The sequence below is a fragment of the Janthinobacterium aestuarii genome (genome assembly GCF_046113285.1).
Classification (GTDB): Bacteria; Pseudomonadota; Gammaproteobacteria; order Burkholderiales; family Burkholderiaceae_D; genus Janthinobacterium.
In genome coordinates, this window is sequence record NZ_CP142524.1 from 447,336 (window position 1) to 462,063 (window position 14,728).

Genomic DNA, 14,728 nt, shown 5'->3' on the forward strand with positions numbered 1-14,728 from the left:
GCACGATAGAAAAGTCCAGCGGATTCTCGTCGTGCATGCAAAAGCCCGCCTGGCTGCGGGCAACGAGGCGGGCTTGTCCTGCGGAAAGGCGGTGTTTAATCGGCCTTGATCGCTTCGACCTGGATGGCCAGCTTGACTTCCGGCGAGAACGCCGGCATGCCGTAGTTCAAGCCAAAGTCGCTGCGCTTGAATTCCGCCGTGGCGTCGGCGCCGCACACTTCGCGCTTGTAGCGCGGGTGCATGATGCACTTGAACTTGCTCACATTCAGCTTGACGGGCTTGGTCACGCCCAGCAAGGTCAGTTCGCCATCGACTTCCACCAGCTGCTCGCCGTTGAACTTGAGCGAGGTACTTTTGTAGGTGATTTGCGGAAATTTCTCGACGTTGAACATGTCCGCTTTTTTCGCGTGCGTGTTCATGGCATCGAGGCCGAAATCGATCGAATCGGCATCGATGACCAGGTCCAGGCTGCCCGTCTTGGCGGCGCGGTCCAGGGCGACCGTCCCCTTGGTCTTGTTGAACTTGCCGCGCCACACCGACATGCCCATGTGATCGGCTTCAAAGCTGGGGAAGGTGTGCGTCGGGTCGAGGTTGTAGGTGTCGGTAGCGGCCATGGCCGAACCCGCGCCGGCAGCTGCCAGCACGGCGATCATCAAGTGCGAAAGTTTCATGCAGATCCTAAAGTTGAACAGGTTGTGGAGTTGTTTTTGGTAACGCCTGAAAAACGTTCAGGACAAGGCGCCTTGCCGAAGGCAGTACGAATAGTACGACGAGGCAAGAGCAACGCAGCCATGGACGTTTTCTCAGGTGTTACTGAGCAGCGACGTGGAATTTGATCGTGACCTCGTCGGCAACCATGCTCGTGTCTTTCCACTCGCCTTCGCCGATGTTGTAGGTCAGGCGCTTGATCGGCAGGGCGCCGTCAAACGCGTATTTGCCGCCGTCGGCTTTTACCGCCAGGGGGAAGGTCACGTCGGTGGTCTTGCCTTTGATGCTCAGCTTGCCGGTGACCGTCAGCTTGCCCGCGCCGGCGGCCTTGATGCTGCTCGAGACAAAGGTGGCTTTCGGGAACTGGGCCGAGTTGAACCATTCTTTCTTCGCCACTTCCTTGTTGTACTCGGGGTCGCCGATATCGATGCTGGCGGTCTCGATTTCCACCGACGCTTTCGAGGCATCCGGCGTGGCCGGGTTGTAATCGATGGCGATATTGAATTTCTTGAACTTCGCTTCCACGGGCACGTTCATTTGCTTGAACACGGCCGACACGCTGGTCTTGGCGGGGTCGACTTTCAGCAGGGTGGCGGCGGTGGCGGCCACGGACAGGCCCAGCAGGGAAGCGAGGACGATGCGTTGGGTGGTTTTCATCTTGTTTTTTTCCTGTAGTTTCAGTGAGCAAGGGGACGTCGATGTCAGGGCAGCATGCGCTTGAGGACGCCATCACGGTCGATGAACTGGTGCTTCAGCGCCGCCAGCACATGGGCGGCCACGGCGGCTGCCATCGTCATGTTCAGAACATAATGAATCTCTTTTAAAAGCGGCTTAAGTTCCGGATTCGGCGCCATGAGGACGGGCAGCTGGAACAGGCCCAGGTAGACCACCGGCACGCCGGCGGCCAGGGTGTACAGGTAACCGGAGATGGGTACGGCGAAGATCAGGATGTACAGCAGCACGTGCATGGCGTCGGCCGCCTTCTTTTGCCAGGCAACCATGCTGGCCGGGTGCGGCGGCGGCACGTTGGCCTTGCGCCACAGCAGGCGGATGGCGGCGATGGCCAGCACGGTCACGCCCAGCCATTTGTGCCAGGAGAAATATTTGAGCTTGGTGGGCGTCAGGCCGGGAATATCCGTCATGACCAGGCCCATGACGAAGGCGCTGATGATCAGCAGGGCGGTCAGCCAGTGCAGGATGATGGCGGTGGTGGTGTAGCGTTGCATCGATGGCTTTCTTGAATGTAGTACGTATTAGGACTAATTCGGCCTAATATACCAAAGAAAATCAAATTGCGCTGCGTGCTGGAGATTCTACAAGAAAGATTGCCGGAAAAACCGCGGGGCGGGCAGCATTTGTGTGCTGGCCGCCCCGCGGGAGTGGGATCGGACGATCCCCATGTGAAAACTGCTTAGATGGCTTTGGCCAATTGCGCCGCGATACCGATGTAGTTGCCCGGCGTCATGGTCAGCAGCACGTCCTTGGCATCCTGCGGAATGGCCAGGCCATTGACGAAGGTTTGCAGCGCTTCCTTCGAGATGCCCTTGCCGCGCGTCAGCTCTTTCAGCTGCTCGTACGGGTTTTCGATGCCATAGCGGCGCATCACGGTTTGTACGGGTTCGGCCAGCACTTCCCAGGTCGCGTCCAGGTCTTGCGCCAGGCGCGCGTGGTTCACTTCCAGCTTGTTCAGGCCGCGCAGGCAGCTGTCATACGCCAGCAAGGTGTAGCCGAGGCCCACGCCAATGTTGCGCAGCACGGTCGAATCGGTCAAATCGCGCTGCATGCGCGAGACGGGCAGTTTTTCCGACAGGTGCTTGAGCACGGCGTTGGCCAGGCCCAGGTTGCCTTCCGAGTTTTCGAAGTCGATGGGGTTGACCTTGTGCGGCATCGTCGACGAGCCGATTTCGCCCGCTTTCAGTTTCTGCTTGAAGTAGCCCAGCGAGACGTACGTCCAGATGTCGCGGTTCAGGTCCAGCAGGATCGTGTTGGCGCGCGCGAAGGCGTCGAACAGTTCGGCCATGTAGTCGTGCGGTTCGATCTGGATCGTGTATGGGTTGAAGACCAGGCCCAGGCGCTGTTCGATGACGGCCTGCGAGAATGCGGGCCAGTCGAAGCCGGGATAGGCCGACAGGTGGGCGTTGTAGTTGCCGACGGCGCCATTCATCTTGCCGAGGATTTCCACTTGCGCGATGCGCTTCACGGCGCGCTGCAGGCGGGCCACGACGTTGGCGAATTCCTTGCCCAGGGTGGTCGGGCTGGCCGTCTGGCCGTGCGTGCGCGACAGCATCGGCACATCGGCGTTATCGTGCGCGATCTGCGTCAGCTTGGCTACCAGGCCGTTCAATGCCGGTAGCATCACGCCGTCGCGCGCGGCCTTGAGCATCATGCCGTGCGAGGTGTTGTTGATGTCTTCCGAGGTGCAGGCGAAATGGATGAATTCCGACGCCGCCACCAGTTCCGGCACGTCCGCCACTTGTTCCTTCAGCCAGTACTCGACGGCCTTGACGTCATGGTTGGTGACCGCTTCGATGGCCTTGATGCGAGCCGCGTCGGCTTCCGAGAAGTCGGCCGCCATCTTGTCGAGCAGGGCGCTCGCTTCGGCCGAGAACGGCTTGATTTCGGCGAAACCGGCTTGCGACAGCGCCTGCAGCCAGGAGATTTCCACTTTCACGCGGTGGTGCATGAAACCGGCTTCGGACAGGATCGGGCGCAGCAGATCGGTCTTGCTGGCGTAGCGGCCATCGAGCGGAGACAGGGCCGACAGCGTGGAATACGGAGTAGTAGAAGTCATGAGAGCGGACGCAAGTTAAAGAAACGGTTGGCGTGTGGCGCGCGGGGAGGGCAGGGCTATTGCAATACAGCAATACTGACGGCGCCACAGTAAAGGACGATTTTACCACCGCTGGCCGCTGGCCAGCCGTCCATCGGGCGCCGGCGCACCGCAATTTGGCTGAATCCGGCCCCGATGCGGCATGCCTGCCACACCATGGAGACGGCTGGGCGCGTGCCGCCAAACACCGCTGCCGCCGATGCTATACTGCTTGCTGATCCTTTACCTTAAAGTAGCTATGAAACTGATCGGTTCCCTCGCCAGCCCGTATGTCCGCAAAGCCCGTATCGTGCTGGCGGAAAAAAAGCTCGACTATGTCTTCGAGCTGGAAAACGTGTGGGTGCCGGAAACCCGCATCGCCCAGGCCAATCCCCTGGGCAAGGTGCCCTGCCTGGTGATGGAAGATGGCAGCACCTTGATCGACTCGAAAGTCATCGTCGAATACCTCGACACGCTCACGCCCGTCTGTAAACTGCTGCCGGCCGGCGGCAATGGCCGCGAACGGGCCGATATCAAGAACTGGGAAGCGCTGGCCGACGGCATCCTCGACGCGGGCGTGCTGGTGCGCCTGGAGCGCACGCAGCGCCCGCCCGAGCAGCAAAGCGCCGCCTGGATCGCGCGCCAGCTGGACAAAGTCACGCTGGGCCTGGCGGCGCTCGAGGCGCGCCTGGGCGAGAGCGCGTATTGCGCCGGCAAGAACTACACCCTGGCCGACGTGGCCGTGGGTTGTACCCTGGGCTGGCTCAGCTTCCGCTTCCCGGAAATCGACTGGCGCGCGGATCACCCGGCGCTGGCGCGCCTGTTCGACAAACTGTCCGAGCGCCCATCGTTCAAGGACACCGCGCCGCAGTGAGCGCACGATGACCGGTTCCGACTCGAAGGCGCAGCAACGCCTGCAGATGGCCGATATCGCACGCCTGGCCGGCGTGTCCACGTCGACCGTGTCGCGCGCGCTAAGCGGCAGTTCGCTGGTCAATGAAGAGACGCGCGCGCGCGTCATCGCGCTGGCCCGTTCGCTCAAGTATTCCATCAATATCGGCGCGCAAAACCTGCGCCTGAAACAGAACCGCACGGTGGGCGTGGTGGTGCCGTATGACGCTGCCACGCGCCAGCACCTGTCCGATCCTTTTTTCCTCAGCATGCTGGGCAGCCTGGCCGATGCGCTGACGGAGCAGGGCTTCGATATGCTCATTTCACGCGTCGATGCCGAAACGCTCGACGCGGCGGCCCAGTCCTTCGATAGCGGCCGCGTGATCGGCATCATCCTGATCGGCCAGTGGCGCCACCATGAACAACTGAACCAGCTGGCCGCGCGCCAGGTGCCCATCGTCGTGTGGGGCGCGCAATTGCCGCAGCAGCTGTATTGCACCGTCGGCGGCGATAACGTCGCCGGCGGCAGACTGGCCACGGAACACTTGCTGGCGGCGGGGCGCCGGCGCATCGCCTTCTTTGGCGACGCCAAGCTGCCCGAAGTGGCGCAGCGCCACCAGGGCTATGCGCAGGCACTGGCCGCGCAAGGGCTGGCGCCCGACCCGCAACTGTACGTGGCCGGCTCCTTCCTGCCGCAGGGCGGCGCGACGGACGTGCAGGAACTGCTGGACCGCCAGTTGCCGTTCGACGCCATCTTTGCCTGCAGCGACTTGCTGGCCATGAGCGCCATCAACGCCCTGCGCGCGCGCGGCGTGGCCGTACCGGAACAGGTGGCCGTGGTCGGCTACGACGATATCGAACTGGCCGCGTATTTCCATCCGCCGCTGACCACCGTGCGCCAGCCGATCCGCACCGCCGGGCGCGCGCTGGTGGCTTCGCTGCTGGCGCTGGTCGAGGGCGCGCCTGCGCCATCCCGCCAATTGCCAACTGAGCTGATCGTACGCGCCTCGGGCCGCTGAAGCGTGCCGCAAGTGATTGCAACCGATTGCAATAATTTCAAATTTCTCCCTTTATTTTCATGCTGCGCCGCAGCATGAAAACCGCTGCATTCACGTCAAATACCGCTAGATTTCCTCTGTGTCGCCCGTAGTTTTCTCTTAAAAACAACAACATTTCCATGTTGCAGCGCTCGATTGCAATCGATTGCAATAAATTCTTATTCGTTGAATAATGACGTACCGGCCCAGGCAGCGCGCCACGGCATGCGGCAGCCAGGACTCATAACAAGCCGATACCTCGACGTATCGGCATACAACACTGGAGACAAGATGAAGACACGTACTGCTCAACGCGGCGGCATGGCCGCAGCCGTCGCCCTGGCCATGCTGCAACTGGGCGCCGCCCAGGCGCAATCGGCAAGCGACATCGCCAGCGCCGCCACTGCCGATGGCCTGAACCTGGAACGCATCGTGGTCACGGGCACCACCGGCGGCACGTCCAAAATGAAATCGAGCAATTCCGTCAGCAGCATGGAACTCGACACCATCCTGCACAATGCACCGACCAGCGCCGCCGAAGTCCTGCGCTCGGTGCCGGGCTTGCGGGCCGAGTCCTCGGGCGGCGAAGGCAATGCCAACATCACCGTGCGCGGCCTGCCCATTTCCGCCGGCGGCGCGCGCTATGTGCAGATCCAGGAAGACGGCTTGCCCGTGCTGCAGTTCGGCGACTTCAACTTCACCACGCCCGACAGCTTCGTCAAGATCGATTCCACGCTCGACCACCTGGAAGTGGTGCGCGGCGGTTCGGCCTCCACCCTGGCCACCAATTCGCCGGGCGGCATCATCAATTTCATCAGCAAGAACGGCAAGGAGAAGGGCGGCAGCGTGGCCATCAGCCGCGGCCTGGGCTACGACCAGACGAGGGTCGACTTCGATTATGGCGCGCCGGTGTCGGAGCGCACGCGCTTCTTCATCGGCGGCTCCTGGCGCACGGGCGAAGGCATCCGCCACAGCGGCGTCAACAGCGAAAAGGGCGGTCAGATCCGCGGCAATGTCACGCATGAATTCGACAGCGGCTTTGTGCGCCTGTCGTTCAAGCACCTCGACGACCAGTCGCCCACGGCCTTGCCGGTGCCGGTCAGCGTGCGCGATGGCCGCATCGGGGAAATCGCCGGCATCGATCCGCGCAAGGCCAGCTTCTATTCGCCGTACTGGGTGCCCGACATGGTGCTGAACAAGGATAACCAGCGCGTGGCCACCCGCGTCAACGACGGCTTGCACGTCAAAAGCGATACCGTGGGCCTGGAGGCATCGTTCAAGCTGGGGCAGGGCTGGAGCGTGAGCGAAAACTTCCGCTACGCCGACAATTCGGGGCGCTTCATCGGCGTGTTCCCGTCGAATAACGGCAGCGACGGCAGCTATGTGTTTGCCAGCGGCCCGAACCAGGGCAAGCCCTACACGGGCCGCGCGTTTTCCGCCGTGGTGTTCAATACCTCGATCGACGACGCCAGCAATACTCTGAGCGATACCAAGCTGGCCAGGACGTTCATGCTCGACAGCGGCAAGCTGACCACCACGGCCGGCCTGTACCTGTCGCAGCAAAAGCTGGGCCTGACCTGGAACTTCAATGAATACCTGATGCAGGCCACGGGCGACCAGCCCGCGCTGCTGCAAACGGCCAGCAGCACGCCAGGCTACCTCGGCCCGGCCTTCGGCGCCTGCTGTTCGCGCGCCGTCGACATGGAGTACCGCACGACCTCGCCCTACCTGAATCTGGCCTGGGAAAGCGGCGCGCTGAACCTCGACGGCGGCCTGCGGCGCGACCGTCAGCATGCCAGCGGCACGGCCAATATCGCCACCGGCGCGCAAGCTTATCTGCCGTCGACGGTGCAGCAGGTCGACTACACCCTGGGCCACACGTCGTACTCGCTGGGCGCGAACTACAAGCTGCAAGCCAGCCTGGCCGTGTTTGCCCGCGTCAGCGAAGGCGTGGCTTTCAATGCCGACCGCATCCTGTTCGGCACACCGCTCGATGGCAGCGTGCCGGTGGCCATCAACACCGTGCGCCAGCTTGAAGGCGGCGTGAAATGGCGCCAGGGTCCCCTGAGCACCTTTGTCACCGTATTCCAGGCCAAGACCAGGGAAAGCAATTACGAAGCGACCACCCAGCTGCGCACGGCCAACAGCTATGAAGCGAAGGGCGTGGAACTGGAAGCGGCCTACAGCGCCGGCGACTTCCGCATCAATGGCGGAGTGACGTTCACGGATGCCGAGATCACGGGCACGGCGGCGGCCGACGTGGCGCTGATCGGCAATACGCCGCGGCGCCAGGCGCGCGTCGTGTACCAGATCGCGCCCACCTATGAGTGGGGCGCGGCCACTCTGGGCGCGAGCCTGGTCGGCACGGGCAAGTCGTGGGGCGACGATGCGCACACGATCACCTTGCCTGCCTACCAGGTGCTCAACGCCTTCGTCAATTACCAGCTCACGCCGCAAATGCAGGTGGCGCTGACGGCGAACAATCTGCTCAACAAGATCGGCTATACGGAAGTCGAGGGCGATGGCCATGCGGCCCGCTCGATCACGGGGCGCGCCGTCAAGGTCAGCCTGAAATACGCATTTTAAGCAAGGATAGGATTCATGATGTCGATACGCAGCCCCCTGGCGCGCCTGCTGGCGCCGCTCCCCACGCACTTGCGCGCCGATGCGGCGCGCCGCTATGCGCGCCAGGAGGCGGTCTTGCTCGACCGCCTGGGCAGCCTGTATGGCCAGCGGCCCGATTTCCTGCCCTGGCTGGGCGATCTGATGGAAAGCGTGGGGCGGCTGTATGCGGCGCGCGCGCCGGCGCTGCTGCGCCAGGATGCGCAGCGCGAAGAACAGCCGGACTGGTTTGCCAGCCAGTCCATGCTGGGTTACAGCGCCTACGTGCAGCGCTTCGGCGGCAACCTGCAGGGCGTGGCGGCGCGCATCGGCCATCTGCGCGAACTGGGCGTGACGTATCTGCACCTGCTGCCGTTCTTGCGTGCGCGGGCCGGCGAAAGCGATGGCGGTTTTGCCGTCGCCAGCTTCGAGGAAGTCGACCCCGCCCTGGGCAGCAATGCCGACTTGCTGGCATTGACGGCGCAACTGCGCGCGGCCGGCATCAGCCTGTGCTCGGACCTGATCCTCAATCATGTGGCCGACGACCATGCGTGGGCGCTGGGCGCCAAGGCGGGCGACCCGCTGCTGTGCGATTTTTTCCACACCTATCCCGACCGCGTGCAGCCGGACCGCTACGAGCGCACCGTGGGCCAGGTCTTTCCGCAGGCGGCGCCCGGTAATTTCACGTTCGTGCCGGAGCTGCAGCGCTGGGTCTGGACCACGTTTTACCCGTACCAGTGGGATTTGAATTACGCCAATCCGGCCGTCTTCGCGGCCATGGCCGGCGCCATGCTGGGCCTGGCCAACAAGGGCATCGAAGTGTTCCGCCTCGATTCGACGGCCTTCCTGTGGAAGCGCGACGGCACGGACTGCATGAATCAGCCCGAAGCCCACAGCCTGCTGCAAGCCCTGCGGGCGATTGCCGCCATCGTCGCGCCCGGTATGCTGCTCAAGGCCGAAGCCATCGTGCCCACGCCCAAGCTGCCCGCCTACTTTGGCAGCGATGCGGCGCCCGAGTGCCATATCGCCTATCACAGCAGCCTGATGGCCGCCGGCTGGGGCGCGCTGGCGGAGGAAAGCACGGACTTGCTGCAGCAGGTGATCGCCGCCACGCCGCCGCTGCCGCCGGCCGCAAGCTGGCTCAGTTATGTGCGCTGCCACGACGACATCGGCTGGAACGTGCTGCTCAATGAGGCGGGCGCGGACGGACCGGCGCGCCTGGCGCGCATCGCGCAGTTCTTTGCCGGCGCCACCGGCAGCTATGCGCGCGGCGCCGCCTTCCAGAGCAGCAGCGCCGACAAGGCGCATGGCAGCAACGGCATGGCCGCCTCGCTGGCCGGCCTGGAAAGCGCCGCCACGGTGCAGGAGCAGGAATACGCGTTGCGGCGCCTGCTGCTGCTGCATGGCCTGGCCTTGAGCTTTGGCGCCTTGCCCGTGCTGTACATGGGCGATGAACTGGGCATGACCAACGATCGCAGCTACACGCAGCGGGCCGACAGGGCGATGGACAGCCGCTGGCTGCAGCGTCCCGCGTTCGACGACAGCCTGCTGGCATGGCGCCACGATGGCGTGAGCGCCAGCGGCCGGCTGTACCTGGCGCTGCGCCAGCTGATCGACGTACGCGGGCGCTTGCCGGCCCTGGCTGCCGCCGCGCCGCGCAGCGTGCTGCCGGCCGATACGCCGGCCGTGCTGGCGCTGCTGCGCGGCGACGGATTTCTCAACCTGAGCAACTTCAGCGGCGCCAGCCAGCGTTTCACGTTGCCCGCGGGCGAATGGCGCAACAGCCTCGATGGCAGCGTGCTGGCCGGCACGGTAGGCCTGCAGCCATGGCATATGCTGTGGCTGGAGCGGGAGCAAGATCGGGAGCCAGCATGAGCGACGCCAGCGCGCACCGTCCGCATCTGTCGTTTTGGCAGATCGTCAACATGAACGTCGGATTTTTCGGCATCCAGTTCAGTTTTGGGCTGCAGCAAAGCAGCATGAGCCCCATCTATAAATACCTGGGCGCCGACGAGGCGAGCCTGCCGTACCTGTGGCTGGCCGGGCCCATGACGGGGCTGCTCGTGCAACCGCTGATCGGCGCGATGAGCGACCGCACGGTGACGCGCTGGGGCCGCCGCACGCCGTACTTTCTGATCGGCGCCATCCTGTGCAGCCTGGGCCTGCTGGCCATGCCGTTCAGTCCCACCCTGTGGATGGCCGCCAGCCTGCTGTGGATACTCGATGCGGCCAACAATGTGACGATGGAGCCGTACCGCGCCTTTGTCAGCGACAAGCTCGACAAGAAGCAGCATTCGCTGGGTTTTCTCACGCAAAGCGCGTTTACGGGGCTGGGGCAAACGCTGGCCTATCTGACGCCGTCGCTGCTGGTCATGCTGGGCATGAACAAGGATGCCGTCAATGGCAGCCATATTCCGCACATCGTCATCGCCGCCTTCCTGATCGGCGCCGTGTTTTCGCTCGCTTCGGTGCTGTGGACCCTGAAGACGACGCCGGAAAATCCGCTTACGGCCGCCGAACTGGCGGCCATCCGCAGCCGCCCGCCGGGCTGGCGCCACACGCTGGCCGATATCGGCGCGGCCCTGCGCGACATGCCGCCGACGATGAAGCAGCTGGCCATCGTCAACCTGTTCCAGTGGTACGCCATGTTCTGCTACTGGCAGTACATCGCGCTGTCGCTGGCGGCGACCCTGTTTCACACGACGGACCCCGCGTCGCAAGGCTTTCGCGACGCGGGCCTGCTGAACGGGCAGGTGGGCGCCTTCTACAATTTCGTGGCCTTTGTCGCCGCCTTTGCGCTGGTGCCGTTCACGCGCCGCTTTGGCCCCAAGCGCATGCACAGCCTGTGCCTGTGCGCGGCCGGCGTGGGCATGCTGAGCATCCCGCTGATCCACAGTCCGGCGCTGCTGTTGCTGCCCATGCTGGGCGTGGGACTGGCCTGGGCCAGCATCATGGGCAATCCCTACATCATGCTGGCCGGCTGCATTCCGCCCGAGCGCACGGGCGTCTACATGGGCATTTTTAATATGTTCATCGTCATTCCGATGATCATCCAGATCTTCACCTTGCCCCTGTATTACCGCAGCTGGCTGGGCGGCAATCCGGAGAACGTCATCCGGCTGGCCGGCGCCCTGCTGCTGTGCGCGGCGGTGGCGGTGCTGTTCGTCAAGCTGAGCCCGCCGCAGGCCACAAAGACTTGAGGACGGACGAAAAAAAACCGGCTCTGCCGGTTTTTTTATCTGCCTCGAAGAGCAATTACTCCTCAATCGCCATCTGACTTTGCAGGTAATTCTGAATGCCGACCTTGGCGATCAGGTCGATCTGCGTTTCGAGCCAGTCGATATGCTCTTCCGTGTCTTCCAGGATCATCAGGAACAGGTCGCGCGAGACGTAGTCGCCCGCTTTTTCGCTGATGGCGATGCCTTCCTTGACGGTGGCGTGCGCGGCGCGTTCCAGCTTCAGGTCGCATTCCAGCATTTCCGGCGTGTTCTCACCGATCAGCAGCTTGTGCAGCGCTTGCAGGTTCGGCAGGCCGTCGAGCATCAGGATGCGGTCGATCAGCTTGTCGGCGTGTTTCATTTCGCCGATCGATTCTTCGTATTCTTTCTTGCCCAGCTTTTCCAGGCCCCAGTGCTTGTACATGCGCGCATGCAGGAAGTACTGGTTGATGGCCGACAGTTCGTTGGTGAGCTGTGCATTGAGCATGCGGATGACTTCTTTATCGCCCTTCATGGCATTTCCTTTGTTCTGTGTCGTGTTCGATGATGAAACCGCAGGCTGCTGGCGTTCACGGCCGGGTGGCGCAGGGCTGCCTGGTGGCGCGCAGGTTGCCGGTTTCGCTATGCCCGCATGATAGCGCAAAATATGGGCGGTTTTCGGTGCTAAACGGCATTTTTCCGTCTTTTTAACGTAAATATCGTGCGAATAAAACCCATTCTCAAGTGGATTGCCCACTTGCGCCGTTTTTTATTTGTTAAGGAAAATGAAGGCCATTCTCATTCGCATTTCTGGCCCGCTTTTGGCGCTGCCGGATCGCGTGCATGACCGCGCTGAACAGGCGGGAAATGTTGGGCCATTCTTGCTTTTGTGGCTTCTTGGCCGCTGCCGGCGATGCGATAATCAGGCAGTGATATTTACTGAAAAAAGGATAGCAAGATGATGCTGCATATACCCGGCGTGCTGACGCCGGAACAGGTGACGCAGTTTCGCCAGCGCCTGGCGCAGACGGACTGGGTCGACGGGCGCGCCAGCGTCGGGGCGCAAGGCGCGCAAGTCAAGCGCAACCGCCAGCTGGCAGAGAGGTCGCCGCTGGCGCTGGAGCTGGGCGAGATCGTCAGCCGCGCGCTGATGGCCAATCCCCTGTTCTTTGCCGCCGTGCTGCCGCTGCGCATCCTGCCGCCCTTCTTCAACAGCTATGCGGGCGGCGAGCACTATGGCCTGCATATCGACGGCGCCATCCGCACGCCGAAAAACGGCATGCAGTCGATGCGCGCCGACGTCTCGTCGACCGTGTTCCTGAGCGAGCCGGACGAGTACGAGGGCGGCGAGCTGGTGGTGGTCGATGCGTATGGCACGCATGAAGTGAAACTGCCGGCCGGCGACGTGATCGTGTATCCGTCGAGCAGCGTGCATCAGGTGCTGCCCGTCACCAGCGGCGAGCGCATCTGCTCTTTCCTGTGGACGCAAAGCATGGTGCGCGAGGACTGGAAGCGCAGCATGCTGTTCGAGCTCGATCAGAACATCCAGAGCGTGCGCGCAGAACACGGCGATTCGCCGGCCACCGTGGGACTGACGGGGCATTATCACAATCTGCTGCGCATGTGGGCGGAGATGTAAGGCTGGGGTCAGACCCCCGGTGAAGTTGGCGCTGAACCTTGCGTTGGCGGTGTTGAGGGTCTGACCCCATAGCGGGCAAAAAAAAGTCTGCCTGGCCCGGGGATGTAGGCTGGCAGACTGAAACAAGCAAATCGCTTGACTAAAAAGGGCGCAAAAAAGCAAGCAGGGCACAGGGTGCGATGCTTGCGGGCTGGCAGCGGCCCTAGGGCCGCAGGAAGGCTAGCTCAACTGGAAGGTCAGGGGGACAAGCACGTACACGGGGACGGGTTTGCCGTTTTCGATCATCGGCTTGAACAGCGCGCGCTGCGCGGCCTGGCGGCCCGCTTCATCGAGGTTCGTGTAGCCGGTCGATTTCTGGATCAGGATTTGCTCGGGCAAGCCCTTTTCATTGATCAGGATGCGCAGCACCACGGTGCCGCTTTCGCCCAGGCGGCGCGACAGATTCGGATAGATCAGCTGCGGCGCCTTGATGTATTCGACGCTGCTGACGGTGCGCGGCGTCGCTGGTGCCGGTGGCGTCGGCGACGGTGCGGCTGGCGCCGTCGGCGCGGCGGTGGCGACGGGCGCCGCTTCGGCGCGCGTCGGCTGCGGCGGCGTGATCGTCGGTTCGCTCGGCGCCACGGCGATCAGCGGCAGCGGCGGGATCACGGCGCGCGGCACGGGCGCGCTCAGTTCCACGGTTTTCGGTACGGACGGCGCCGGCGGTTTCGGTGGCGCCGGCGGGGCGATGATGCTGATGGTGGTGATGGTCGGCATGGCCGCCGTGACGACGCGGCTCAGCAGGCCGCTCTGGATGGCGTAAAAGCCGGCGATATGCAGGACGACGATGGCCATCAGCGGCGCGAATTTGTTGCGCTTCTTGTCGAAGTCGGCAAATTGCTGCACGGCCTGCACCGTTACGGGCGGGGGCATCATCGTCATGGCGTTCATCGCTTTCTTTAGTTTGTCAGTACAGCTCGCATCAATACGGTTTCTTGCAGCGCCACGGTGGCGTTCAGGTGATCGTTCAGCACTTCCCGCGCGCAGGTGTGGCATTTGCCGCAGCAGGTGGCCACGCCCAGGTCGCGGCGCAGTTCGGCCATGCTGGACAGGCCAAGATCGACGGCTTGACGGATTTCACGATCAGATATGTTGTTGCAGACACATACAATCATTGATACACCTTCTGGCTGGAGGATGAACAGACACTAGTGCTTGAAAGCATTGTTGCTAGTGTTTTAATGAGAATCATTATCATTACGTTTCATTGTCGCGCAAAGTGCAGGACAATGCAAGCGATTTTGATCAAGTGTGCGGCAGTTGGCGGCCTGGCGCGGCAGCTTGATCTGCGCTTTGCGCGCATGGCGCAGCCCTTGGCAGGGGCGGCTCTCCGGGCTAAATAAAAACAATTCGCATTCATGTTTATAATGCTGGTATTGTCTCGGACGGTCGCCGTCTGGACACATTGAAAGGCCGCTTGTCGGTAATGCGCAACAGTTGCGTTTTACCTCACAACATCAGGGCATGCGCCAGGCGCAGCAGTCTGTCCCCGGTGTTCTTAATTTGAACGGAATTTGCTCATGACTCTAGTTCCACCCCTGATGACGCTCGACGCGCTGGCAGTCGGCCAGAGCGGCACGGTGTTGCATATCACGCCCAACGCGGCAGGACAGACGGAAGACGGCGTCGACCTCGTCCGCCGGTTGATGGAGCTGGGATTCGTTCCCGGCGAACGAATCCGCATGCTCAAGCGCGGTATTCCCGGCGGCGATCCGCTGGCCATCAAGGTCGGCAATGCCACGTTCGCACTGCGCCGCTTCGAAGCGGCGCTGATCACGATTCAACCGCTGCTTCAACCGGAATAAAT

At 62.7% G+C, this 14,728-nt stretch carries 14 protein-coding genes; 7 read left to right on the forward strand and 7 right to left on the reverse strand.

The features are described from left to right. Window positions 1-95: 95 nt before the first annotated feature. From OX462_RS01920 to purB, 4 genes are all read right to left on the reverse strand, one after another. Complete coding sequence (locus OX462_RS01920) at window positions 96-671, reverse strand: YceI family protein (protein ID WP_070220635.1); 576 nt, start codon at window positions 669-671, stop codon at window positions 96-98. Window positions 672-810: 139 nt separating this feature from the next. Further along, window positions 811-1,365 carry a YceI family protein gene (locus OX462_RS01925; protein ID WP_070290826.1) on the reverse strand — a complete coding sequence of 185 codons (555 nt, stop codon included), beginning with the start codon at window positions 1,363-1,365 and terminating at the stop codon, window positions 811-813. A 44-nt stretch (window positions 1,366-1,409) separates the two neighbouring features. Next, window positions 1,410-1,934 carry a cytochrome b gene (locus OX462_RS01930; protein WP_070220633.1) on the reverse strand — a complete coding sequence of 175 codons (525 nt, stop codon included), beginning with the start codon at window positions 1,932-1,934 and terminating at the stop codon, window positions 1,410-1,412. 185 nt (window positions 1,935-2,119) lie between these two features. Beyond that, window positions 2,120-3,499 carry an adenylosuccinate lyase gene (purB, locus tag OX462_RS01935; protein ID WP_070220631.1) on the reverse strand — a complete coding sequence of 460 codons (1,380 nt, stop codon included), beginning with the start codon at window positions 3,497-3,499 and terminating at the stop codon, window positions 2,120-2,122. Between the two features lie 277 nt (window positions 3,500-3,776). On the opposite strand from purB, the gene OX462_RS01940 reads away from it, so the two are divergent. The 5 genes from OX462_RS01940 (at window position 3,777) to OX462_RS01960 (ending at window position 11,246) form a co-directional block, all read left to right on the forward strand. After that, window positions 3,777-4,391, forward strand: a complete 615-nt coding sequence (locus OX462_RS01940; RefSeq protein WP_070220623.1) for a glutathione S-transferase N-terminal domain-containing protein — start codon at window positions 3,777-3,779, stop codon at window positions 4,389-4,391. A gap of 7 nt (window positions 4,392-4,398) precedes the next feature. Next, window positions 4,399-5,427, forward strand: a complete 1,029-nt coding sequence (locus OX462_RS01945) for a LacI family DNA-binding transcriptional regulator (RefSeq protein ID WP_409027649.1) — start codon at window positions 4,399-4,401, stop codon at window positions 5,425-5,427. A gap of 309 nt (window positions 5,428-5,736) precedes the next feature. Further along, complete coding sequence (locus OX462_RS01950; RefSeq protein ID WP_409027650.1) at window positions 5,737-8,031, forward strand: TonB-dependent receptor; 2,295 nt, start codon at window positions 5,737-5,739, stop codon at window positions 8,029-8,031. 15 nt (window positions 8,032-8,046) lie between these two features. After that, on the forward strand, window positions 8,047-9,921 hold the full coding sequence (locus OX462_RS01955) for an alpha-amylase family glycosyl hydrolase (RefSeq protein WP_409027651.1): 1,875 nt from the start codon (window positions 8,047-8,049) through the stop codon (window positions 9,919-9,921). Further along, window positions 9,918-11,246: an MFS transporter gene (locus tag OX462_RS01960; protein WP_070220618.1), complete on the forward strand. Its 1,329-nt coding sequence runs from the start codon at window positions 9,918-9,920 to the stop codon at window positions 11,244-11,246. The genes OX462_RS01955 and OX462_RS01960 overlap by 4 nt, the downstream gene beginning before the upstream one ends. A gap of 55 nt (window positions 11,247-11,301) precedes the next feature. Here the strand turns inward: OX462_RS01960 and bfr are convergent, their stop codons facing one another. After that, window positions 11,302-11,778 (reverse strand): bacterioferritin, encoded by a 477-nt coding sequence (gene bfr / locus OX462_RS01965; RefSeq protein WP_034745609.1) that lies wholly within the window; start codon window positions 11,776-11,778, stop codon window positions 11,302-11,304. A 423-nt stretch (window positions 11,779-12,201) separates the two neighbouring features. Between bfr and OX462_RS01970 the strand changes: the two genes are divergently transcribed. Continuing rightward, window positions 12,202-12,882, forward strand: coding sequence for a Fe2+-dependent dioxygenase (locus OX462_RS01970; RefSeq protein WP_409027652.1), 681 nt, complete (start codon window positions 12,202-12,204; stop codon window positions 12,880-12,882). Between the two features lie 219 nt (window positions 12,883-13,101). Here the strand turns inward: OX462_RS01970 and OX462_RS01975 are convergent, their stop codons facing one another. Beyond that, complete coding sequence (locus tag OX462_RS01975; protein ID WP_070220769.1) at window positions 13,102-13,803, reverse strand: energy transducer TonB; 702 nt, start codon at window positions 13,801-13,803, stop codon at window positions 13,102-13,104. A gap of 17 nt (window positions 13,804-13,820) precedes the next feature. Further along, on the reverse strand, window positions 13,821-14,036 hold the full coding sequence (locus tag OX462_RS01980) for a (2Fe-2S)-binding protein (protein WP_034745611.1): 216 nt from the start codon (window positions 14,034-14,036) through the stop codon (window positions 13,821-13,823). Between the two features lie 405 nt (window positions 14,037-14,441). On the opposite strand from OX462_RS01980, the gene OX462_RS01985 reads away from it, so the two are divergent. Beyond that, a complete protein-coding gene (locus tag OX462_RS01985) occupies window positions 14,442-14,726 on the forward strand; it encodes a FeoA family protein (RefSeq protein ID WP_070220616.1) in 285 nt (94 codons plus the stop codon). The last annotated feature ends 2 nt before the right edge of the window (window positions 14,727-14,728 follow it).